The following is a 20,716-nucleotide window of genomic DNA, read 5'->3' on the forward strand; positions in this document are numbered from 1 at the left end:
GCGGGCGGTTCAGCACAGCGGCACCACCTCGCCGGGTCCCTCCGGCCAGGCCGCCAGCGGGGTGAAGCCCTGGTGGCCGCACTCGCCGAAGACCGTGACCGGCGCACCGCCCGAGAGGGCGACGAGACGCCACAGCCCGGGACGGGAACGCGCGGCCGCGGTGAGCGGCAGGGCGGCGTCCTCGTCGGCGTCCGCGAGCTGCCAGGAGTCGCCGTCCGGGGCCGGTATCACCCGGTCCAGGGTCACCGGAACGGAGTCCAGCCAGGGGTCGTCGCGCAGCGCGTCGCCGTAACGGGCGGCGGCCCGGGCCGTCGTCGTCCCGGGGGGCCGCTCGGCCGTGGGGGCGGGCGCCGCGAACCGCTCACCGAGCGCCGCCCGCGCCTGCCCGGTACCCGGGTAGGCGGACAGCTCCGCGTCCAGGGCCAGGCCCACCGGCAGCGCGAGTTCCGGAGCGCGCCCCGCGGCCCCGTAGGAGAGGAGCAGCGCGGTGCGCCGCGAGTCCGTGCCGTGCAGCCAGATCCGGCGGGTCGTCAGGCGCGCGTCCGCCGAGTCGTACTGGGCGAGGACCAGCCAGCGGTCCCGCACCGGCGGGCCGTCCGCCGAGGCCGGCAGACCGATGCGGGAGCGGACGGTCGCGGCCAGCCCCTCCGGCAGCCGATCACGGCGCAGCCAGCCCTGATCGAGGAGGTGGAGCAGCGCGCACTCCTCCAGCAGCCGCACCGGCCACCCCGGACCCGTGCCCGGGATCGCCCCCAACTCCCGGACCCTGCCGGCCAGTCCCTGCGCCTGCGCGTCGACCATGCGGGCCGCCGTCTCCTCCCACAGGCCGTACCCCGACCGCTCCGCCGTGGCCAGTCCGCCGCGGAGCAGATCCGTCAGCCGCTGCTCCAGCTCCGACGCGCCCGCGGTGACCCGCTCGGCCCGGCGCTCCGCCCTGCGCCGGGCCGCCTCCGGATCGGCGGGTCCGGACGGAGGGCCCGACGGAACCGCGGCCCCGTTCCGTTCAGCGCGCCCGCGCCTGCCCGCGATCCACTGCCCGGCCCACTCCGGCGCCTCCGCCCGCGGCACCGCCCCTTCGTCGCCCGCCCAGAGCAGCAGCAGACCCAGGGCGTGCTTGCACGGGAACTTGCGACTCGGGCAACTGCACTTGTACGCGGGCCCGGAGACGTCCGCGATGTCGACCACCGTCCGGTACGACGTGCTGCCGCTGCCCTCGCACAGTCCCCACACCGCCCCCTCGCCCGAACTGCCGGCCTCGGACCACGGACCGGCCGCGCCGAGCTTGCTTCCCGCTGTGCGCGACGCGACGTCAGGCGCCAAGGCCAGCACCTGGTCCGCGGTCCAGCGCACCCCCTGCTGAGTCATGTCATCGAAGGTAGATCCCCCCACTGACAATCGGCCTCGCATGAGCGTTTTCCCAGGTCGCAGCGATTGTCAGTGGTGTGGTGCACGGTGGGTGCCAGATCCGAACCGGCCGAGCTGGAGGGGGACTCCGCCATGTCTGTGTCTTCTGTGTCTGTCGAACCGGCGTCTGTCGAACCGACGTCCGTCGGCCCGAGCCGGAACGGCTCCGCGCCCGTGGACGGGGGCGCGAGGGACACCCCGCCCGCGCCCGCGGCCGAGGTGCTGCGGGAGCATGCCGAGGACGCCTTCGCCGCCGAACTCACCGCGCTGGCCGCGCAGGACGACCGTCCGCGGCCGGCCCGCTGGAAACTGTCCCCGTGGGCCGTCGCCACCTACCTGCTCGGCGGCACACTGCCGGACGGCACCGTGATCACACCGAAGTACGTCGGCCCGCGCCGCATCGTCGAGGTCGCCGTCACCACTCTGGCCACCGACCGCGCCCTGCTTCTGCTCGGGGTGCCCGGCACCGCGAAGACCTGGGTGTCCGAGCACCTGGCCGCGGCGGTCAGCGGCGACTCCACCCTGCTGGTCCAGGGCACCGCCGGCACGCCCGAGGAGGCCATCCGCTACGGCTGGAACTACGCCCGGTTGCTCGCCCACGGCCCCAGCCGCGACGCCCTCGTGCCCAGCCCCGTCATGCGAGCGATGACGGAGGGGACGACGGCCCGCATCGAGGAACTGACCCGGATCCCGGCCGATGTGCAGGACACGCTGATCACGATCCTGTCGGAGAAGACGCTGCCGATACCGGAACTGGGCCAGGAGGTGCAGGCGGTCCGCGGCTTCAACCTGATCGCCACCGCCAACGACCGCGACCGGGGGGTCAACGACCTGTCCAGCGCCCTGCGCCGTCGGTTCAACACCGTGGTGCTGCCGCTGCCCGAGACCCCCGAGGCGGAGGTCGACATCGTCTCGCGCCGGGTGGACCAGATCGGCCGCTCCCTCGACCTGCCGACCGTGCCCGACGGCATCGACGAGATCCGCCGTGTCGTCACCGTCTTCCGCGAGCTGCGCGACGGGGTCACCGCCGACGGCCGGACGAAGCTGAAGTCGCCCAGCGGCACCCTGTCGACCGCCGAGGCGATCTCCGTGGTCACGGGCGGGCTGGCGCTGGCGGCCCACTTCGGGGACGGCGTGCTGCGGGCCGGGGACGTCGCGGCGGGCGTCCTCGGCGCGGTCGTCCGTGACCCGGCGGCGGACCGCGTCATCTGGCAGGAGTACCTGGAGACCGTCGTCCGCGAACGCGACGGCTGGAAGGACTTCTACCGGGCCTGCAGGGAGGCAGGCGCGTGAGCGAGGTGGAGCAGTCAGGCGGTGGCCGGGGGGCGGGACCGCTGCTGCTCGGAGTACGGCACCACGGGCCGGGGTCGGCGCGGGCGGTGCGGGCGGCCCTGGAAGAGGCCCGTCCGGGAGTCGTCCTGATCGAGGGCCCGCCGGAGGCGAACGATCTGATTCCGCTTGCCGCGGACGACGGCATGCGTCCGCCGGTCGCTCTGCTCGCCCATGCGGTGGACGAGCCCGGTCGCTCGGCGTTCTGGCCGCTCGCCGCGTTCTCCCCGGAGTGGGTCGCCATCCACTGGGCGCTGGAGCACGGCGCCCCGGCCCGCTTCATCGACCTGCCGGCCAGCCACACCCTGGCCCGGGGGAGGGGCGAGGCGAACGACGGAGAGCAGGCGGACGAGGCAGAGCAGGCGGGCGCCGGGCAGCAGACCGATGTGCGGATCGATCCGCTCCGGGTGCTGGCCGAGGCCGCCGGGTACGACGACGCCGAGCGGTGGTGGGAGGACGTCGTCGAGCACCGCGGAGCGGGGGAGGAGGGCGACGCGCTCGCCCCGTTCACCGCGCTGGAGGAGGCCATGACGGCGCTGCGGGAGGTGTACGGCAGCGGGGGACACGACCGGGATCTCGTGCGCGAGGCGTACATGCGGCTCCAGATCCGGGCGGCGCAGCGGGAGTTCGGGGGTGGCGTGGCCGTCGTCTGCGGGGCCTGGCACGTGCCCGCGTTGCGGCGGAAGGCCACCGTCACCGCCGACCGGGCCCTGCTCAGAGGTCTGCCGAAGGTCAAGACGGACATGACGTGGGTGCCGTGGACGAACCGCAGGCTGTCCCGGTTCAGTGGCTACGGCGCGGGCATCGACTCGCCCGGCTGGTACGGGCACCTGTTCGGCGCGGAGGACCGGCCGGTCGAGCGGTGGATGACGAAGGTGGCGGGGCTGCTGCGCGCCGAGGACCGGATCGTGTCCTCCGCCCATGTCATCGAGGCGGTACGGCTGGCGGAGACACTCGCCGCGATGCGCGGCCGGCCCCTGCCCGGACTGGGCGAGACGACCGACGCGGTGCGGGCGGTGATGTGTGAGGGTTCCGACGTGCCGCTGGCACTGGTGCACGACCGGCTGATCGTCGGTGACGTGCTCGGCGAGGTGCCGGCGACGGCCCCCGCAGTGCCCCTGCAACGGGACCTCACCCGGACCCAGCGCCGGCTGCGGCTGAAACCCGAGGCCGCGGAGCGGGAACTGGAACTCGACCTGCGCAAGGAGACCGATGGGCAGCGCAGCAGGCTGCTGCACCGGCTGCGGTTGCTCGGCATCGGCTGGGGGGAGCCGGTGGCCTCGTACGGGAGTACGGGCACGTTCCGGGAGACATGGCGGCTGTGCTGGGAGCCGGAGCTGTCCGTGCGGGTCGCCGAGGCCGGGATATGGGGGACGACCGTACTAGCCGCCGCGACCGCCAGGGCCGAGGCGGACGCCGTCGCGGCGCGGGACCTCGCCGCCGTCACCGGGCTCGCCGAGCACTGCCTCCTGGCCGAACTGCCCGACGCGCTGCCCACGGTGATGCGGATACTCGCCGACCGCGCGGCCCTCGACACGGACGTCGGCCATCTCGCCCAGGCCCTGCCCGCCCTGGTCCGCTCGCTGCGCTACGGCGATGTGCGCGGCACCGGCACCGCGGCGCTGGCCGAGGTCGCCGCCGGGCTGGCGGAGCGGGTCCTGGTCGGCCTGCCCCCGGCCTGCGCCGGACTGGACGCGGACGCCGCCGTCGAGATGCGTCGCCATCTCGACGCCGTGCACGGGGCGGTGGGGCTCCTCGGCGACGTTCCCGCGCCGGGCCACGGGAACCTGCGCGCCCGCTGGGCGTCGGCACTGCGGAAGCTGGCGACGCGGGACACCGTGCCCGGTGTCGTACGGGGGCGGTCGGTCCGCCTGCTGCTGGACGACGGGGAGCTGGCGCAGGACGAGGCGGCCCGGCAGATGGGGCTGGTGCTGTCGTCACCGGGCACGTCCCCGGCGGACGCGGCGGCGTGGATCGAGGGGTTCGTCGGTGGCTCGGGGGGCGGGCTGCTCCTCGTCCACGACGAGCGGCTCCTCGGCCTGGTCGACGCGTGGCTGACGGGGGTGCCGGCGGAGGCGTTCACGGACGTACTCCCGTTGCTGCGGAGGACCTTCTCGGCGTACGAGCCCGGGGTGCGGCGCACGCTCGGCGAGCTGGTCCGGCGTGGACCGGGGGCGCGGGGCAGTGTGGCGAGCGCCGGTTCCGGGACACCCGGCTTCGCGGCCGGCCTCGACACCGGCCGGGCGAACGCGGTCCTGCCCGTGGTGCGGCTGCTGCTGGGGCTGGGACCGGTAGGGGAGGAGGCGGCCGGGGACGGGGGAGGCGGCGAGGACACAGACGCCGGCCTGGTGGGAGCGACGCGATGACGGTCACCTGTCCACCGGACGAAGGAGCAAGAGACGAAGGAGCAAGAGACGGAGGGGGACGTATGACGGCAGCGATGACGGACCCGGCGCAGGAACGGCTGCGACGGTGGCGGCTGGTGCTCGGCGGGGACACGGCGGACGGCACCGGATGCGCGCTGTCCGGCCAGGACGCCGCCATGGACGGAGCGCTCACCGCGCTCTACGGCAAGGGGGACAAGCCGCAGACGGGGCGGGAGCGTTCGGCGGGACTGGGGGCGTCCGCGCCGTCGGTGGCGCGCTGGCTCGGGGACATCCGGACCTACTTCCCCTCCTCCGTCGTCCAGGTCATGCAGCGCGACGCCATCGACCGGCTGGGGCTCGCCACCCTCCTGCTGGAACCGGAGATGCTGGAGGCGGTCGAGGCCGATGTCCATCTCGTGGGCACGCTGATGTCACTCCACAAGGCGATGCCCGACACGACGAAGGAGACGGCACGGGCCGTCGTCCGCAAGGTCGTCGACGAACTGGAGAAGCGGCTCGCCACCCGGACCCGGGCCACCCTCACCGGCGCCCTCGACCGGAGCGCCCGCGTCAGCCGGCCCCGTCACCACGACATCGACTGGAACCGCACGATCGCGGCCAACCTCAAGCACTACCTCCCCGAGTACCGGACGGTCGTGCCCGAGCGGCTCATCGGCTACGGGCGTGCCGTGCAGTCCGTGCAGAAGGAGGTCGTCCTCTGCGTCGACCAGTCCGGGTCGATGGCGGCGTCCGTCGTCTACGCCTCGGTGTTCGGGGCGGTGCTCGCGTCCATGCGGTCCGTCCACACACGGCTCGTCGTGTTCGACACGGCGGTGGTCGACCTCACGGACCAACTCGACGACCCCGTCGACGTGATCTTCGGTACCCGGCTCGGCGGGGGTACGGACATCAACCGGGCGCTGGCGTACTGCCAGTCGCAGATCACCCGGCCCGCGGAGACGGTGGTCGTACTGATCAGCGACCTCTATGAGGGGGGCATACGCGACGAGATGCTCAAGCGGGTCGCGGCGATGAAGGCGTCGGGGGTGCAGTTCGTGACGCTGCTGGCACTGTCCGACGAGGGGGCGCCCGCCTACGACCGGGAGCACGCGGCGGCCCTCGCCGCGCTGGGCGCGCCGGCGTTCGCCTGCACGCCCGACCTGTTCCCGGAGGTGATGGCCGCGGCGATCGAGAAGCGGCCACTGCCGATACCGGATCCGGTGTGAGGAACGAAGAGGAGAGAAGGAGAGAGAAGGAGAGAGAAGGAGAGAGAAGGAGAGAGAAGGAGAGAGAAGGAGAGAGAAGGAGGGGAGGAGAGGGAGGGGCGATTCGCCGCTCCGTCGTCGTCCGACTCGGTGCGGCAAAGACGGACATGACGCCCCATCGGTGAGAGAGGGCTTGCGCATCCTCGGGAGTCGCGTGCGAGGATCGACGGCGCTCGACGCCTGAGGCATCGAGTTTCCCTCATGTACCGCCGTCCACGAGAAACCTTCCTCCCTTGACCTGGTCAGCCCTTCTGCCCGGTGCCGCTCTGCGCGCGATGCGTACGGCGGCCGGCAGGCGTGCGCCGCACCTGGCGTTCCTGGTGGGCGCGGTGTTCGTGCTCGGCGTGCTGTGCGGGGAGCGGGCCCAGGCGGCGGACGGCGGCAGCCCGGTGAACACCTCCTCCGGTCCTCCGGTCACTGGTGCGGTGGTGCCGGTTTCGGGGTCGGTGGGTGAGCGGGTCGTGACCCCGGTCACCGATCGGCTGGTCGGGGTGGTCGACGGTCTGGCCGAGGTGCCCGCGAAGGTGCTTCCGGTACCGCCTCCGCCCTCACGCCCGCAGGCTCCCGCCCTGCCGACCTTGCCCGGTCTGACGCAGCCCGCCCTTCCGGAGCTCCCGGGACTGCCCGAGCTCCCGGTGAAGTCCCGGCCCCCGGGGCTGCCCGCCGTGCCGCCGGACGCGCCGGGCGTGCAGGGCGTGCAGGGCGTGCCGGACACCCTCCCGGCGCCGTTCACTCGGCCGGAAGCCCCCGTGCCACCGGCGACCGACGCCTCCGCTCCCACTCCGCGGCCCGAAGCCCCGGAGGCCGCCACGCACGGCCCGGACGTCGGAGGGGCCGGCGCAGGCCTCGCCGTCGACCCGCTGCCGCACGACGGCACCGAGCGCCGCGCCACACCCCCCGCGCCGCACACCGACCCGACCCCGGCGCCCCCCGCCCCCGGCGGGAGCCCGGACGGCACGACGGGCCACCGCTCCGCGGCGGACCACGGCACACCACGCCACGGCGACGCGCACGCCGTCACCCCGAGTCACCGTCTCCGCGTCCGGCTCGTACCCGGCGCCACCGCGTCCACCGAGGCGGCCGAGACCCGGGACCGGCACCGGGACGTCCCGGTCTCTCCCGCCTAGGCGGGCCTCCCCGCGGGCAGGCCGCGCACCTGCGCAGGGCCCTCACCCGGCCGTCTGGAAGCGGGCACACCCCACGCCCGTACGAGCGTCCTGCATCCGCACGCCTCCTGCACCCCTTGCGGCCCCTTGCACCCCATAGGCCTCGCAAGCCCCATGCGCCTCGTGCGTGCGATACCTGACTCACGAGTAATGAAAGCTCCACGGGGGTATCCGGACCCGGACGGCCGAACGCCATCGGCTGGTCCGGCCGCAACCCCGTGGATGGGGTGGCCGGCCCCCATTGGGGTGGGGGTCGGCCACCGCGCGCCCCGGAGCAGGGACGACGTCCCCGCTCCGGGTGCACGGCGGGCCTCACCGGGTCAACCCCAGCCCGGTGAGGCCCCACACCGATGGCACGCTGTGTCACTGTTTGCGGCATCATGTGACAGGTATCACCGCTCATGTGTGACCCGCGATTTAGAGACACCTTGCAACCGGGGCTAACCTGCGAGACGGACATGCCGCGCGCTCGGACACCGTGTGCGCTCCCTCTGTGACACTGCGGACGTAGTCACGTTGCCCTTCGCGGCACGCCCACGCATCCAACGAATCGCGAATCACTGATAGGGACGGAAGCGCGTGGACCTGTTCGAGTACCAGGCGAGGGACCTCTTCGCCAAGCACGATGTACCGGTGCTGGCCGGTGAAGTCATCGACACGCCTGAGGCGGCGCGCGAGATCACCGAGCGCCTGGGCGGCAAGTCCGTCGTCAAGGCCCAGGTGAAGGTCGGTGGACGCGGCAAGGCCGGTGGTGTGAAGCTGGCGGCCAGCCCGGACGAGGCCGTCGCCCGTGCGACGGACATCCTCGGGATGGACATCAAGGGCCACACGGTCCACAAGGTGATGATCGCCGAGACCGCTCCGGAGATCGTCGAGGAGTACTACGTCTCCTTCCTCCTCGACCGTGCCAACCGCACATTCCTCTCCATCGCGTCCGTCGAGGGCGGCATGGACATCGAGGAGGTGGCGGCCACCCGTCCGGAGGCCGTCGCCAAGACGCCGGTGGACGCCAACGAGGGCGTGACCCCCGAGAAGGCGCGCGAGATCGTCGAGGCTGCGAACTTCCCGGCCGAGGTGGCCGACAAGGTCGCCGACATCCTCGTCACCCTGTGGAAGACCTTCATCGCCGAGGACGCGCTCCTCGTCGAGGTCAACCCGCTGGCCAAGGTCGCCTCCGGTGACGTCCTCGCCCTCGACGGCAAGGTCACCCTGGACGACAACGCCGAGTTCCGTCACCCCGACCACGAGGCGCTCCACGACAAGGCCGCGGCCAACCCGCTCGAGGCCGCCGCCAAGGAGAAGAACCTCAACTACGTCAAGCTCGACGGCGAGGTCGGCATCATCGGCAACGGCGCGGGGCTCGTGATGAGCACCCTGGACGTCGTCGCCTACGCCGGTGAGGCGCACGGTGGCGTCAAGCCCGCCAACTTCCTCGACATCGGTGGCGGCGCCTCCGCCGCCGTCATGGCGAACGGCCTGGAGATCATCCTCGGCGACCCGGATGTCAAGTCCGTGTTCGTCAACGTCTTCGGTGGCATCACCGCCTGTGACGAGGTCGCCAACGGCATCGTGCAGGCACTGCAGCTGCTCGCGGACCGGGGCGAGGAAGTCACCAAGCCGCTGGTCGTGCGTCTGGACGGCAACAACGCCGAACTGGGTCGCAAGATCCTCTCCGACGCCAACCACCCGCTGGTGCAGCGCGTGGACACCATGGACGGCGCGGCCGACAAGGCCGCCGAGCTCGCGGCCGCGAAGTAAGGGACGAGGGACAGAACAGCCATGGCTATCTTCCTCAACAAGGACTCCAAGGTCATCGTCCAGGGCATGACCGGTGCCACGGGCATGAAGCACACCAAGCTCATGCTGGCCGACGGCACGAACATCGTCGGCGGTGTGAACCCGCGCAAGGCGGGCACCTCCGTCGACATCGACGGCAACGACATCCCGGTCTTCGGCACGGTCGCCGAGGCGATGGAGAAGACGGGCGCGAACGTATCCGTCCTCTTCGTACCGCCGGCCTTCGCGAAGTCCGCCGTCGTCGAGGCGATCGACGCCGAGATCCCGCTCGCGGTCGTCATCACCGAGGGCATCGCCGTCCACGACTCGGCCGCGTTCTACGCGTACGCCGTGGAGAAGGGCGACAAGACCCGGATCATCGGCCCCAACTGCCCGGGCCTGATCAGCCCCGGTCAGTCGAACGCCGGCATCATCCCGGGCGACATCACCAAGCCGGGCCGGATCGGCCTGGTCTCGAAGTCCGGCACGCTGACGTACCAGATGATGTACGAGCTGCGGGACATCGGCTTCTCCTCGGCCGTCGGCATCGGTGGCGACCCGGTCATCGGCACGACGCACATCGACGCGCTGGCCGCGTTCGAGGCCGACCCCGACACCGACCTGATCGTGATGATCGGTGAGATCGGCGGCGACGCGGAGGAGCGGGCCGCGGCCTACATCGCGGAGAACGTGAAGAAGCCGGTCGTCGGCTACGTCGCGGGCTTCACCGCGCCCGAGGGCAAGACCATGGGCCACGCCGGCGCCATCGTCTCCGGTTCGTCCGGCACCGCCCAGGCGAAGAAGGAGGCCCTCGAGGCCGCGGGCGTCAAGGTGGGCAAGACGCCGACCGAGACGGCCAAGCTGGCGCGCGAGCTCCTCGCGGGCTGAGCAACCGCAGAACACGGGTGGGCCCGTTCCCTCAGGGGGACGGGCCCACCGTCGTTTCCGGCAGCGGCACCCGGTACCCGGCGCCCGGCAGCGGCACCCGGTACCCGGTGCCCGGCACCACGTCGGCCGGTCATCGTGGCTGCGGTGCCAGCCGTTGCGGGCCGTGCTGCAGCTCCTCCCGGAGCTTGCTCCGCAGCTTCCGTTCCCTGTCCGAGAGGGGACCCGGGGCCATCTGCGGCGGCACCCCCTGGACGGTCTCCCCGGGCGGCGGCGGTGGGTCGTAGCGCGTGGGCGCCGTGGCCAGGGTGAGCGCGGTGACGCCGATCAGGGCGACCGTGAAGGCGATGACGGCCCGGGTCCAGAACCGGGCCCTGCGCTCGCTGCCGTCCCGCACCTCCGGCGGCTTGGCGGACCGCAGGTGCTCGGAGGAGGCCAGTGCGGCCAGCCGTTCGTGCAGCACCCGCGGATCCGACAGCTCCGGCAGCCGGGCCGCGACGATCTCGTGCGCGTGCAGCAGCCGGCTCGCGGCCGCCCGGGTGCTGGCCTCCGTCTCCGCCGCGGTCTCCGGCAGGTCGAGGCCGACACCGCCGTAGAGCACGAGCGTGCGGCGGTACGTCGGTGGCAGGTGCAGCAGGACGTCCAGCAGCTCCCGGTCGGACGGCTCCGAGGGCGGCGGTTCCGGGCGCCGGTGGCGGGGCCGGAACCGGTGCCAGGGGGACAGCGCCCACTCGTACGCCGCCGCACGCACCCAACCGGCCGGGTCGCGGTCGCGGGCCACTTCGGGCCAGCGGTCCCAGGCCAGTTGGAAGGCCCGCTCGACCGATTCGCGCGCCAGTCCGCGGCGGCCGGACAGCAGGTACGCCTGCCGTACGAGCGCCGGGGCGCAGAAGGCGTACAGGGCGTCGAAGGCCTGAGCGGGTGTCAGGGCGGAGGGAACGCCGCCCTCCAGGCCGAACGGGGCGAGGGCCGGTTCGGGATGTTCGGAGCATCCAGGGTGTTCAGAGTGTGCGGAGCATGCGGAGTGTGCGGAGCGATCAGGGTGTTCGAGGGACCGACCCGGCCGCTCGGACCGCCTGGGCCGCCCCGTGGGTGCGGGTGCCGTCGTGGCCGTCAGCAGTTTCGCGTACGTCTCCCGCTTCCGGCCGAGCGGTGTGCTGCGGCCGGACTCCCACGCACGCACCGTCTCGCGGCTGACGCCGATCCGCTTCGCGAGCTGAGCCTGCGTCAGCGAGCGGGATTCACGTAGGCGTCGCCGTTCCTCGGGCGAGGGGAGGGGGGTGGCAGGGCTCCGTGTCACAGGACGCCCCTTCGCACAAGAAGGAACATAACGTTATATTGAGCGACACAGCGGTGCTTCGCCCGTTACGACGGGAAAGCGCGTGTCGTTGGGAGCATGGCGGGTGTGATCCAGACGACTGCCCGTCGATCGGCGCCGGCCCTGCTGCTCGCCCGGATGCGTGACCGCCCTCCCGGACTGACCGCCGGTCTCCTCGGTGGCGCTCTCGCCGCGGGACTCGGACTCGCCGCGTTCGCCATGCTCGTGATCCTGCTGTGGATCAGCTCGCCCTACCCCGACAGCGGACCTGACGGCGCGCTGCACATCGCGGCGGCGCTGTGGCTGCTGGCGCACGGCACCGAGCTGATCCGTACCGACACGCTCTCCGGTGTGCCGGCGCCCCTGGGCGTTCCGCCGTTGCTGCTGCTCACGGTCCCGGTGTGGCTGCTGCACCGGGCGGCCCGCGACGCCACGGACGGGGACGCGTCGGACGACGCTCCGCTCGTCGACGGCCCGACCGCATGGGCGGGCGTCGTCCTCGGCTACCTGGCCGTCGGTGTGCCCGCCGCGCTCCATGCCGCGGGTGGTGAGCTGCGGCCCGCGTGGGTGTCGGCGGGCGTGTGCGTTCCGCTGGTCGCCGTGCTGGCCGCGGGCGTGGGGGTGTGGCGGGCGTACGGCTGCCCCCGCGGGCCGCTGGAACGGACCGTGGGGGCACTGCTGCCGAGGGGGGTGCGTCATCTGCTCCTCGGCCCGGACGGACGCCTCGGGGTCGCGGCACGCGCGGCGACGGCCGGGGCCGCGGTGCTCGTCGGCGGCGGGGCACTGCTGCTGACGGTGTCGCTGGTGTGGCACGGCGGGGAAACCCAGGCGGCCTTTCTGCGGCTGACGGAGGGATGGTCGGGGCGGGCCGCGGTGCTGCTGCTCGGCGTCATGCTGCTGCCGAACGCGGCGGTGTGGGCGGCGGCCTACGCGCTGGGCCCCGGGTTCCTCCTCGGGGCCGGCACTGCCGTGACCCCGTTCGCCTCCACCCCGGCCCCGCTGCTGTCCGCCTTCCCGCTGCTGGCGGCGGTGCCGGACGCGGGGCCGGGGACACCGGTGAACTGGGCGGCCGGGGCGGTGCCGTTGGCGGCCGGTGTGGTGACGGGGTGGTTCGTCGGGAAGGGCGCCACGGCGACCGGGCACCCGGCGCCGGCGGAACGGGAGGGCCGGCGGTCGGTGCGGGCGCCGGACGTGGCCTGGTCGCGGAGCCGGACAGTCGGCGCCGCCGGGGTGGCGGCAGTGTTGTGCGCGGCTCTGCTGGCGCTGTCCGCCGCGCTGGCGGGCGGGCCGATGGGGGTCGCGGCGCTCTCCCGCTTCGGGCCGGTGTGGTGGCAGACGGGAGGCGCGACGCTGGTGTGGGTCGGGCTGGTGGCGACGGCGACGGCTTTGGTGGTACGGGCACGGCGGTGCAGCACGCCTCGGGACGAACCGGCGAAACGGGCACCGGCAAGGGCGTCGGCGGGGGCGGGACCTGACACAAGGGCATGGACATGGGCGCAGGCGAGGGCGCGGGTGCCGAGGATGCCGAAAATCGGCGGGTCGCGCAGGCGGCCACCGGAGGACGAGGCGCGTACGACGGGCGCGCGACGGCCCCCGGACGCCTCCAGCCCCTACGACTTGCTGCCCGCGGACCCCGCCCCGGCCGGACCCGGTGCTCCCGCGGTTCCCCCCGCGCCCCGCACTCCCGAACCCTCGAACACACCCGAGCCGCCCCCTGCGGTGTGAGGGGGCGGCTCGGGTGTGCGGGAGCGGCTGTCGGCAGGTCTCTCAGTCGGCCGTCCCGAGGAAGTTCCGGAGTTCGTCCGGCAGGAGGGTCTCGCAGGACTGCTTGGCCTCCTGGGTGAGGGCGTCCTGCGTACAGGTGTAGTAGTCCCGGTACACCAGCTGTGCCGTGAAGTTGGCGGCGACCAGGACGAGCGCCAGGGAGGCCGTGACCAGCCCGCTCACCGCGGCCGTGGTCTGCGGACGGCCGGTCTGCGCCGGTGCCGGGGAGTCGGGGTCGGAGGCCGCGCGGGGCTTGGCGCGCAGGGCGCTGATCGCCCAGTACAGGGCGAGCGCGCCCAGCAGCAGTGCGACGTAGGGCCAGCTGAACAGGGCGAAGAAGAAGGCCCACATACCGGACAGCAGGGAGTAACGCGCCCGGCGCTGGACCGGGTCCGTCGGGTCCCAGCGCGGTCCGGGGCCCTGGGGGCCGCCGTTCCCGCCGTTCTGTCCCTCCGGGCTGCGCGGACGATCGCCGAAGCCGCCCGAGGAACGGCCGGGCTGCCGGTCACTCCACCGCCCGCCCCACGGGGAGCGGCCGCCGTCTCCCCGGCCGCCACCCTCGCCGCCCTCGTCGCCGGACGGGTGCCGGGGCTGCCAGGGCTGGTCGGGGGTCCCCTCCGGGGGCGGCGCGAACGGGTTGTTCTCCTCGGAGCCACGGCGCCGCTCGCCGCCGCCCTCGTCCCGGGGCGTCTCGGGCGGCGAGGAGGGGTGCTCCCGCAGCAGCACGGCGCCACGCTCCCCTCCCTGTGCCGACGGCTGGGGGAACGTGAGGAATCGCAGGCTGCGGTCCGGCATCAAGTGAGCGTCTTCCCCTTTTAACGAAGTGCGACTGATCGAGCACGGCTGGCTACGGACGACTTCCGCGGCTGAGCCGGAGTGTTCCGTCCGTTCTCCGGTCTCGGGCCCCCTTTTGGGAACGCTTGGTGCACAGGAGGCGTTCCCGGGCGACCCGAGCGTTCCCGAACGTCCGGGAGTGTTCCCGGACCGGCTCTTCCCAGACGCTACCTTCCAGCCACGCCCCCGTCCCGTGGGGGCCGCCCCGTGTGCCGGTATCGTTGCTGGCGGTCGGCCGCTTCGTAGGCTTCCCCGTATCCGAGGGGGCGAAGCATTCGTACGAATATACAAAGCGCTGTGTCTCCGACCGCACGAGCGCTCCCGAGAAAGGGCCCCACCGTGGCCGCCAAGCCCGTGGCCGAGCGCCCCAGGCGCCTCGTCGTGCTGGTCTCCGGATCCGGCACCAACCTGCAGGCGCTCCTCGACGAGATCGCCGCCGTCGGCGCCGAGGCGTACGGAGCCGAGATCGTGGCCGTCGGCGCCGACCGTGAGGGCATCGAGGGGCTCACCCGCGCAGAGCACGCCGGGCTGCCGACCTTCGTGTGCCGGGTCAAGGACTTCGCCGGACGCCAGGAGTGGGACGCGGCGCTCGCCGAGGCGGTCGCCGCCCATGAACCCGACCTCGTGGTGTCCGCCGGGTTCATGAAGATCGTGGGCAAGGAGTTCCTCGCGCGCTTCGGCGGGCGGTTCGTCAACACCCACCCCGCCCTGCTGCCCAGTTTTCCCGGAGCCCACGGCGTACGGGACGCGCTCGCGTACGGCGCCAGGGTCACCGGCTGCACCGTCCACTTCGTCGACGACGGTGTCGACACCGGGCCGATCATCGCGCAGGGCGTGGTGGAGGTCCGGGACGAGGACGACGAGAGCGCGCTGCATGAGCGCATCAAGGAAGTCGAGCGAAGGCTGCTCGTAGAGGTCGTGGGGCGGCTCGCCCGCAACGGCTATCGGATCGAGGGACGAAAGGTAGTTATCCAGTGACCGCCGAGAGCAACAAGCGGGCCATCCGACGGGCGCTCGTCAGCGTCTACGACAAGACCGGGCTCGAGGAGCTCGCCCGTGGCCTGCACGAGGCGGGCGTCGAACTCGTCTCCACCGGGTCCACGGCCGGCCGCATCTCCGCCGCCGGTGTCCCCGTCACCAAGGTCGAGGAGCTGACCGGCTTCCCCGAGTGCCTGGACGGCCGGGTCAAGACCCTGCACCCGAAGGTGCACGCGGGTATCCTCGCCGACCTGCGCCTCGACAGCCACCGGCAGCAGCTCGGCGAGCTGGGCGTGCAGCCGTTCGACCTGGTCGTGGTCAACCTCTACCCGTTCCGCGAGACCGTCGCCTCGGGTGCGACGCCCGACGAGTGCGTGGAGCAGATCGACATCGGCGGCCCCTCCATGGTCCGCGCCGCCGCCAAGAACCACCCGTCCGTCGCCGTGGTCACCGACCCCGCCCGGTACGCCGACGTCCTGTCCGCCGTCCGCGACGGCGGCTTCGACCTCACCACCCGCAAGCGCCTGGCCGCGGAGGCCTTCCAGCACACGGCCGCGTACGACGTGGCGGTCGCCTCCTGGTTCGCCTCCGACTACGCCCCCGTCGACGAGTCGGATTTCCCCGACTTCCTCGGCGCCACCTGGGAGCGCAAGAACACCCTGCGCTACGGCGAGAACCCGCACCAGCCCGCCGCTCTGTACGTCTCCGGCACAGGCGGCCTCGCCGAGGCCGAGCAGCTGCACGGCAAGGAGATGTCGTACAACAACTACACGGACACCGACGCCGCGTTGCGTGCCGCGTACGACCACGCCGAGCCGGCCGTCGCGATCATCAAGCACGCCAACCCGTGCGGCATCGCGACCGGCGCGGACGTCGCCGAGGCGCACCGCAAGGCGCACGCCTGCGACCCGCTGTCCGCGTTCGGCGGCGTGATCGCGGTCAACCGGCCGGTGTCCAAGGAGATGGCCGAGCAGGTCGCGGAGATCTTCACCGAGGTCATCGTCGCGCCGGACTACGAGGAGGGCGCCCTCGAAGCCCTCGGCAAGAAGAAGAACATCCGCGTGCTGCGCGCCCCCGAGGCCCCGGCCGCCCCCGTCGAGGTGAAGCCGATCGACGGTGGCGCCCTGCTCCAGGTCACCGACCGCCTCCAGGCCGAGGGTGACGACCCGGCCACCTGGACGCTGGCCGGCGGCGAGGCCCTCTCCGAGGCGGAGCTGGCCGAGCTGGCCTTCGCGTGGCGGGCCTGCCGGGCCGTGAAGTCCAACGCGATCCTGCTCGCCAAGGACGGCGCCTCGGTCGGCGTCGGCATGGGCCAGGTCAACCGCGTCGACTCCGCGAAGCTGGCGGTGGAGCGGGCCGGCGCCGAGCGCGCCCAGGGCGCCTATGCCGCCTCGGACGCCTTCTTCCCCTTCCCGGACGGCCTGGAGATCCTCACCGAGGCGGGCGTCAAGGCCGTGGTCCAGCCGGGCGGTTCGGTCCGTGACGAGCAGGTCGTCGAGGCGGCGAAGAAGGCCGGCGTCACGATGTACTTCACCGGGACGCGGCACTTCTTCCACTGAGCGGCACGCGTCCCCTGAACTTCCCCTGAACGGAATGGGGCCCCGGCGTCGGCCGGGGCCCCTTCTCACGGCCTGTCGGGCGGCTCGCACGACAGGCACGGTGGTGGAACGGGTTCAGTACTGGGGCCGGTTGAACCAGTAGCTTCCGTTCTTGTTGGCGCAGTACACGATGACCAGGATGCCGAGGACCAGGCTGATCAGGGCGAAGAAGTTGGCCCCCAGCAGGCTGATCACGCTGAACAGCGTGACGAACGAGGCGTAGACGATCGCGGAGACGCGCACCCCGCCCCGGCCGGTGGCCATCTTGACGCCCGTGAAGATCGCCCAGAACGCGAACGCCAGTACGATCACACCGAAAAAGATCATGACGCCCGCGCCGATGCCGGCGACGGTGTCCGCGTCCTCCGCGGAGATGCTCGGGTCATCGGCGATGACATCCTCGAACATCTCGGCGAACCAGGCGCTGGCGATCATCATCAGCAGGCCGCCGAGGGCCTGGAAGCCGCCGAGGACGAACAGCATCACGCGCGCGGCCTTCACGCTGCCGGGCATGACCGCCACGGGGCCCGGCTGGCCGTAGGGCTGCTGCGGGAACCCGGGCGGTGGCGGGTAGCCGTAGCCGGGCTGACCGGGGGGCTGCTGCTGGGGGTAGCCGTAGTCGGGCTGGCCGGGCTGCTGCGGCGGCTGTCCGTAGGGGTTGTTCGGGTCGCCGAAACTCATGGCGCTTCTTCCTCCGTTGTCGCTGCGGGTGCGGGGACGACGCGGGGCGCGGTTCGGAGGAAGTTCTGCAGACGCGGTCCGTCCCCCCGGTTCTTGCCCGCGGCACCGTGTCGTTCATCGTTCTTGACCGATCTGTCGCTTGTCCAGCCGCAGGCGGTATGTGTTGTGCAAGTGCAACATTGCTGATCTTGGCCGGATACAGGTGAAACATGGCCGGTCCGAGGGTGGACTGGAGGTGAAATATGGGATTGCGAATCTCGCGGTCGCCGGGGACGCGGCCGGAGCGCGGGCGGAGTGCGGCCGAAGCACGGGCTGAACGCGTCCGGATTGGAACCGGGGCCCGGTCATCCGCGAGGATGGGTCCATGACCGCCCAGATTCTCGATGGCAAGGCCACCGCAGCAGCGATCAAGTCCGATCTGACCGCCCGCGTGGCGGCGCTGAAGGAGAAGGGCGTCACGCCCGGCCTCGGCACGATCCTCGTCGGCAACGATCCCGGCAGCCAGAAGTACGTCGCCGGCAAGCACCGCGACTGCGCCCAGGTCGGCATCGCCTCCATCCAGCGGGAGCTGCCCGACACGGCCACGCAGGAGGAGATCGAGGCGGTCGTCCGCGACCTGAACGAGGACCCGGCCTGCACCGGGTACATCGTCCAGCTGCCGCTGCCCAAGGGCATCGACGAGAACCGCATCCTCGAACTCATGGACCCGGACAAGGACGCCGACGGCCTCCACCCGATGAACCTCGGTCGCCTCGTCCTGAACGAGCCGGCCCCGCTGCCCTGCACCCCCAACGGCGTCCTCACCCTGCTGCGCCGCTACGGCGTGGAGATCAAGGGCGCCGAGGTCGTGGTCGTCGGCCGCGGAGTGACCATCGGCCGCCCGATGCCGCTGCTGCTGACCCGGCGCAGCGAGAACGCCACCGTGACCCAGTGCCACACCGGCACCCGCGACCTGTCGGCGCACCTGAAGCGCGCGGACATCATCGTCGCCGCCGCCGGCTCCGCCCATCTCGTCCGCGCGGAGGACGTCAAGCCCGGCGCGGCCGTCCTGGACGTCGGGGTCTCCCGCAACGCCGAGGGCAAGATCGTGGGTGACGTTCACCCGGACGTGGCCGAGGTGGCCGGCTGGGTCTCCCCGAACCCCGGCGGTGTCGGCCCGATGACCCGGGCTCAGCTGCTGGTCAACGTGGTGGAGGCGGCGGAGCGCAGTGTCGGCTGACAGCGAGGCCCGCGAGGCGCGGGCACCCGGGTCGGAGCCGGCGTCGGAGCAGTCTCAGGCACCGGAGCCGTCGTCGGAGCCGGCGCAGGCCGAGGCCGGCACGGCCCCCGACCTCGCCAAGGCCCCCGATCCCGTCAGCGCGCCCGACGCCGAGGGGAAGCCGCGGCGTACCACCCGCCGCTTCCCGCGGTTCACCAGGGACACCGCCCGCCCGGAGGGCGGCGGCCGGGCCGCCGCCGGCGACGCCCCCGCGCCCGCCCGGCAGTGGCCGATCCTCGCGGTGCTGCTCACGGCCGGGCTCGGCCTGCTGCTGACCGTGTTCGACCTGTTCCAGATCGGCACGCTGCTGATCGGCGTGGCGCTGCTGGCGGGCGGCGTGCTCCGCTGGGCGCTGCCGGACGTCGGCATGCTCGCCGTGCGCTCCCGCTTCACGGACATCGTCACGTACGGCGTGCTGGGACTGGTGATCGTGCTGCTGGCGCTGATGGTGCAGCCGGAAGCCAAGTTGAACCTCCCGTTCCTGAAGGACCTGCTGCACTTCACGGTCAGCAGTTAGCGGGGGCTGTCCCAGGATGATCCGGGGAATCCGGGGGACGTAGCGGAACGGTCACTTCCGTGCCACAGCGCCCGGACAGCCGTTGAACAGCGGGTTCGGCGTGCAGGAAGGTTGTTTCCGGCGGCGGCCCGTCCTTTCACGGGGGTGAGGACGGGCCGCCGTTCACGACAGGGCGGGCACTTCGGACGGCCGGTGGGACCGGCGTGACGATCCTGACGATCCGCGCCGCCCTCCGGTGTTGTGCCCGGTTCTGTTCGGTCGAGGGGGCTGCCGGTGGGAGACTGGGCCACGAGCGAGCGCGCGCGCGACGGCGCATGCCCGCGGCCCTGGCGCTCCTGTGCGCCCCCGCCCGGGGAACTGAGATCCTGACCGGCGGCATCCATGTGGGTAGCCGGAACGGCGACTCGGCAGAGGGCCACCACGCGCGAGGGACATACCAGTACGACCGGGGGGAAGAGGGGGAAGCAATGCCTCGTTGGAAGGCCTTGCCGGATGAACTCGATCCGCAGATCAGGGAGTTCACGAGCCAGCTCAGGCGCGTCGTGGACCGCAGCGGCCTGAGCGTCGCGTCGGTCTCCGACCGCACGGGCTACAGCAAGACGTCCTGGGAGCGTTATCTGAACGGCCGGCTGCTCGCGCCCAAGGGCGCGATCGTGGCCCTGGCCGAGGTCACCGGAACCAATCCGGTGCACCTGACCACCATGTGGGAGCTGGCCGAGCGGGCCTGGAGCCGCTCGGAGATGCGCCACGACATGACGATGGAGGCGATCAGGATCTCGCAGGCGCGCTCCGCGCTGAGCGAGCTCGCCGGACCGTCGTCGAACGGCGGGGGCGGCAGGGGCCGCAAGGGCGGTGGCGCTCCGGTCCGGCCGGGCGTCGCCGGACCGGCCGGTGTCTCACCGGGCGTGCCGCCGCAGCCGACGGCCTCGGACGTCCGTGACGCCTCCGGGGCGAACTCCTGGGGCATGGCCGGGTACGCAGGGCCCGCCCCGTCGGGCCGTCACGGCGCCGCTGCCCCTCCCGCGCCGCCCCGTGGCGCCGGAGGTCGTGGCGGCTCCGGTGGCCCGGACGGCAAGCGGCGGACGGGGATGTTCCTCACGGGTGCCGTCGGGGTGCTGGTGGTGATCGCCGCCGCGTTCTACGTCACCGAGAGCGACGGCGGCAGGAAGGGCGAAGCCGGGAAGTCCCCCTCACCCACCGCCTCCGCCCCCGCGGCACTGCCCGCCGGGGTGAAGTGCAGCGGCGACGGCTGCGACGGCAAGGACGCGGAGAACATGGGGTGCAGCGGCGACCTCGTGACCACCACGCAGACGGCGACCGTCGGCGCCACCACGGTCGAGGTCCGCTACAGCAAGACCTGCGGTGCCGCGTGGGGCCGTATCACCCAGGCCGCGCAGGGTGACGAGATCGAGATCACCGGTGGGAAGTCGAAGCAGAGCGACAGCATCACCGAGGTCGGCGACACGGTCGCCTACACCCCGATGATGGCGGTCGAGAGCGCCGCACAGGCCAAGGCCTGCGTGGTACTGGCCTCCGGCGAGGAGGGGTGCACGGAGTAGGGCATGCCGAGGCGGCGG

At 72.7% G+C, this 20,716-nt stretch carries 17 protein-coding genes; 13 read left to right on the top strand and 4 right to left on the bottom strand.

Features of this window, described 5'->3' with window-relative positions; translation table 11 throughout:
* Positions 1–9 precede the first annotated feature (9 nt).
* Positions 10–1,365 (bottom strand): SWIM zinc finger family protein, encoded by a 1,356-nt coding sequence (locus ACVW19_RS20715; protein WP_457460804.1) that lies wholly within the window; start codon positions 1,363–1,365, stop codon positions 10–12.
* Positions 1,366–1,497: 132 nt separating this feature from the next.
* Here ACVW19_RS20715 and ACVW19_RS20720 point away from each other — a divergent pair, with 132 nt between their 5' ends.
* From ACVW19_RS20720 to sucD, 7 genes are all read left to right on the top strand, one after another.
* A complete protein-coding gene (locus ACVW19_RS20720) occupies positions 1,498–2,697 on the top strand; it encodes an AAA family ATPase (RefSeq protein ID WP_457460805.1) in 1,200 nt (399 codons plus the stop codon).
* A complete protein-coding gene (locus ACVW19_RS20725; RefSeq protein WP_457460806.1) occupies positions 2,694–5,099 on the top strand; it encodes a DUF5682 family protein in 2,406 nt (801 codons plus the stop codon). Before ACVW19_RS20720 ends, ACVW19_RS20725 begins: the two co-directional genes overlap by 4 nt.
* A 62-nt stretch (positions 5,100–5,161) precedes the next feature.
* A complete protein-coding gene (locus tag ACVW19_RS20730) occupies positions 5,162–6,325 on the top strand; it encodes a VWA domain-containing protein (RefSeq protein WP_457460807.1) in 1,164 nt (387 codons plus the stop codon).
* Positions 6,322–6,489, top strand: a complete 168-nt coding sequence (locus tag ACVW19_RS20735; protein ID WP_457460808.1) for a hypothetical protein — start codon at positions 6,322–6,324, stop codon at positions 6,487–6,489. The genes ACVW19_RS20730 and ACVW19_RS20735 overlap by 4 nt, the downstream gene beginning before the upstream one ends.
* Before the next feature lie 108 nt (positions 6,490–6,597).
* Positions 6,598–7,491, top strand: a complete 894-nt coding sequence (locus tag ACVW19_RS20740; RefSeq protein ID WP_457460809.1) for a hypothetical protein — start codon at positions 6,598–6,600, stop codon at positions 7,489–7,491.
* 618 nt (positions 7,492–8,109) lie between these two features.
* The gene (sucC, locus tag ACVW19_RS20745; protein ID WP_457460810.1) at positions 8,110–9,288 is read left to right on the top strand and encodes an ADP-forming succinate--CoA ligase subunit beta; all 1,179 of its coding nucleotides are present in this window, start codon (positions 8,110–8,112) and stop codon (positions 9,286–9,288) included.
* Between the two features lie 21 nt (positions 9,289–9,309).
* A complete protein-coding gene (sucD, locus tag ACVW19_RS20750) occupies positions 9,310–10,194 on the top strand; it encodes a succinate--CoA ligase subunit alpha (protein ID WP_202278738.1) in 885 nt (294 codons plus the stop codon).
* Positions 10,195–10,324: 130 nt separating this feature from the next.
* On the opposite strand, the gene ACVW19_RS20755 is transcribed toward sucD, so the two are convergent.
* The gene (locus tag ACVW19_RS20755) at positions 10,325–11,491 is read right to left on the bottom strand and encodes a helix-turn-helix domain-containing protein (protein ID WP_457460811.1); all 1,167 of its coding nucleotides are present in this window, start codon (positions 11,489–11,491) and stop codon (positions 10,325–10,327) included.
* A 96-nt stretch (positions 11,492–11,587) separates the two neighbouring features.
* Here ACVW19_RS20755 and ACVW19_RS20760 point away from each other — a divergent pair, with 96 nt between their 5' ends.
* Positions 11,588–13,234, top strand: coding sequence for a cell division protein PerM (locus tag ACVW19_RS20760; RefSeq protein ID WP_457460812.1), 1,647 nt, complete (start codon positions 11,588–11,590; stop codon positions 13,232–13,234).
* Between the two features lie 42 nt (positions 13,235–13,276).
* Here the strand turns inward: ACVW19_RS20760 and ACVW19_RS20765 are convergent, their stop codons facing one another.
* Positions 13,277–14,068: a hypothetical protein gene (locus tag ACVW19_RS20765; protein ID WP_457460813.1), complete on the bottom strand. Its 792-nt coding sequence runs from the start codon at positions 14,066–14,068 to the stop codon at positions 13,277–13,279.
* Positions 14,069–14,446: 378 nt separating this feature from the next.
* Here ACVW19_RS20765 and purN point away from each other — a divergent pair, with 378 nt between their 5' ends.
* Both purN and purH read left to right on the top strand, forming a co-directional pair.
* A complete protein-coding gene (purN, locus tag ACVW19_RS20770) occupies positions 14,447–15,085 on the top strand; it encodes a phosphoribosylglycinamide formyltransferase (RefSeq protein ID WP_457460814.1) in 639 nt (212 codons plus the stop codon).
* Positions 15,082–16,644 carry a bifunctional phosphoribosylaminoimidazolecarboxamide formyltransferase/IMP cyclohydrolase gene (gene purH / locus ACVW19_RS20775; protein ID WP_457460815.1) on the top strand — a complete coding sequence of 521 codons (1,563 nt, stop codon included), beginning with the start codon at positions 15,082–15,084 and terminating at the stop codon, positions 16,642–16,644. Before purN ends, purH begins: the two co-directional genes overlap by 4 nt.
* A gap of 114 nt (positions 16,645–16,758) precedes the next feature.
* Here the strand turns inward: purH and ACVW19_RS20780 are convergent, their stop codons facing one another.
* Positions 16,759–17,364: a hypothetical protein gene (locus tag ACVW19_RS20780; protein WP_457460816.1), complete on the bottom strand. Its 606-nt coding sequence runs from the start codon at positions 17,362–17,364 to the stop codon at positions 16,759–16,761.
* Between the two features lie 364 nt (positions 17,365–17,728).
* Here ACVW19_RS20780 and ACVW19_RS20785 point away from each other — a divergent pair, with 364 nt between their 5' ends.
* The 3 genes from ACVW19_RS20785 to ACVW19_RS20795 all read left to right on the top strand — a co-directional run bounded on the left by ACVW19_RS20785 (position 17,729) and on the right by ACVW19_RS20795 (position 20,698).
* The gene (locus tag ACVW19_RS20785) at positions 17,729–18,583 is read left to right on the top strand and encodes a bifunctional methylenetetrahydrofolate dehydrogenase/methenyltetrahydrofolate cyclohydrolase (protein WP_202278745.1); all 855 of its coding nucleotides are present in this window, start codon (positions 17,729–17,731) and stop codon (positions 18,581–18,583) included.
* Positions 18,573–19,139, top strand: coding sequence for a DUF3017 domain-containing protein (locus tag ACVW19_RS20790; protein ID WP_457460817.1), 567 nt, complete (start codon positions 18,573–18,575; stop codon positions 19,137–19,139). The genes ACVW19_RS20785 and ACVW19_RS20790 overlap by 11 nt, the downstream gene beginning before the upstream one ends.
* A gap of 467 nt (positions 19,140–19,606) precedes the next feature.
* Positions 19,607–20,698, top strand: coding sequence for a DUF2690 domain-containing protein (locus tag ACVW19_RS20795; RefSeq protein ID WP_457460818.1), 1,092 nt, complete (start codon positions 19,607–19,609; stop codon positions 20,696–20,698).
* Positions 20,699–20,716: the final 18 nt, after the last annotated feature.

The sequence above is a fragment of the Streptomyces sp. TE5632 genome (genome assembly GCF_054061295.1).

What these genes read in the sequence shown, in the direction of transcription:
- ACVW19_RS20715 (WP_457460804.1), bottom strand. Translation starts at nt 1,365, where the DNA reads ATGACTCAGCAGGGGGTGCGCTGGACCGCGGACCAGGTGCTGGCCTTG.
- ACVW19_RS20720 (WP_457460805.1), top strand. Translation starts at nt 1,498, where the DNA reads ATGTCTGTGTCTTCTGTGTCTGTCGAACCGGCGTCTGTCGAACCGACG.
- ACVW19_RS20730 (WP_457460807.1), top strand. Translation starts at nt 5,162, where the DNA reads ATGACGGCAGCGATGACGGACCCGGCGCAGGAACGGCTGCGACGGTGG.
- sucD (WP_202278738.1), top strand. Translation starts at nt 9,310, where the DNA reads ATGGCTATCTTCCTCAACAAGGACTCCAAGGTCATCGTCCAGGGCATG.
- ACVW19_RS20760 (WP_457460812.1), top strand. Translation starts at nt 11,588, where the DNA reads ATGGCGGGTGTGATCCAGACGACTGCCCGTCGATCGGCGCCGGCCCTG.
- ACVW19_RS20765 (WP_457460813.1), bottom strand. Translation starts at nt 14,068, where the DNA reads ATGCCGGACCGCAGCCTGCGATTCCTCACGTTCCCCCAGCCGTCGGCA.
- ACVW19_RS20780 (WP_457460816.1), bottom strand. Translation starts at nt 17,364, where the DNA reads ATGAGTTTCGGCGACCCGAACAACCCCTACGGACAGCCGCCGCAGCAG.
- ACVW19_RS20785 (WP_202278745.1), top strand. Translation starts at nt 17,729, where the DNA reads ATGACCGCCCAGATTCTCGATGGCAAGGCCACCGCAGCAGCGATCAAG.
- ACVW19_RS20795 (WP_457460818.1), top strand. Translation starts at nt 19,607, where the DNA reads ATGCCTCGTTGGAAGGCCTTGCCGGATGAACTCGATCCGCAGATCAGG.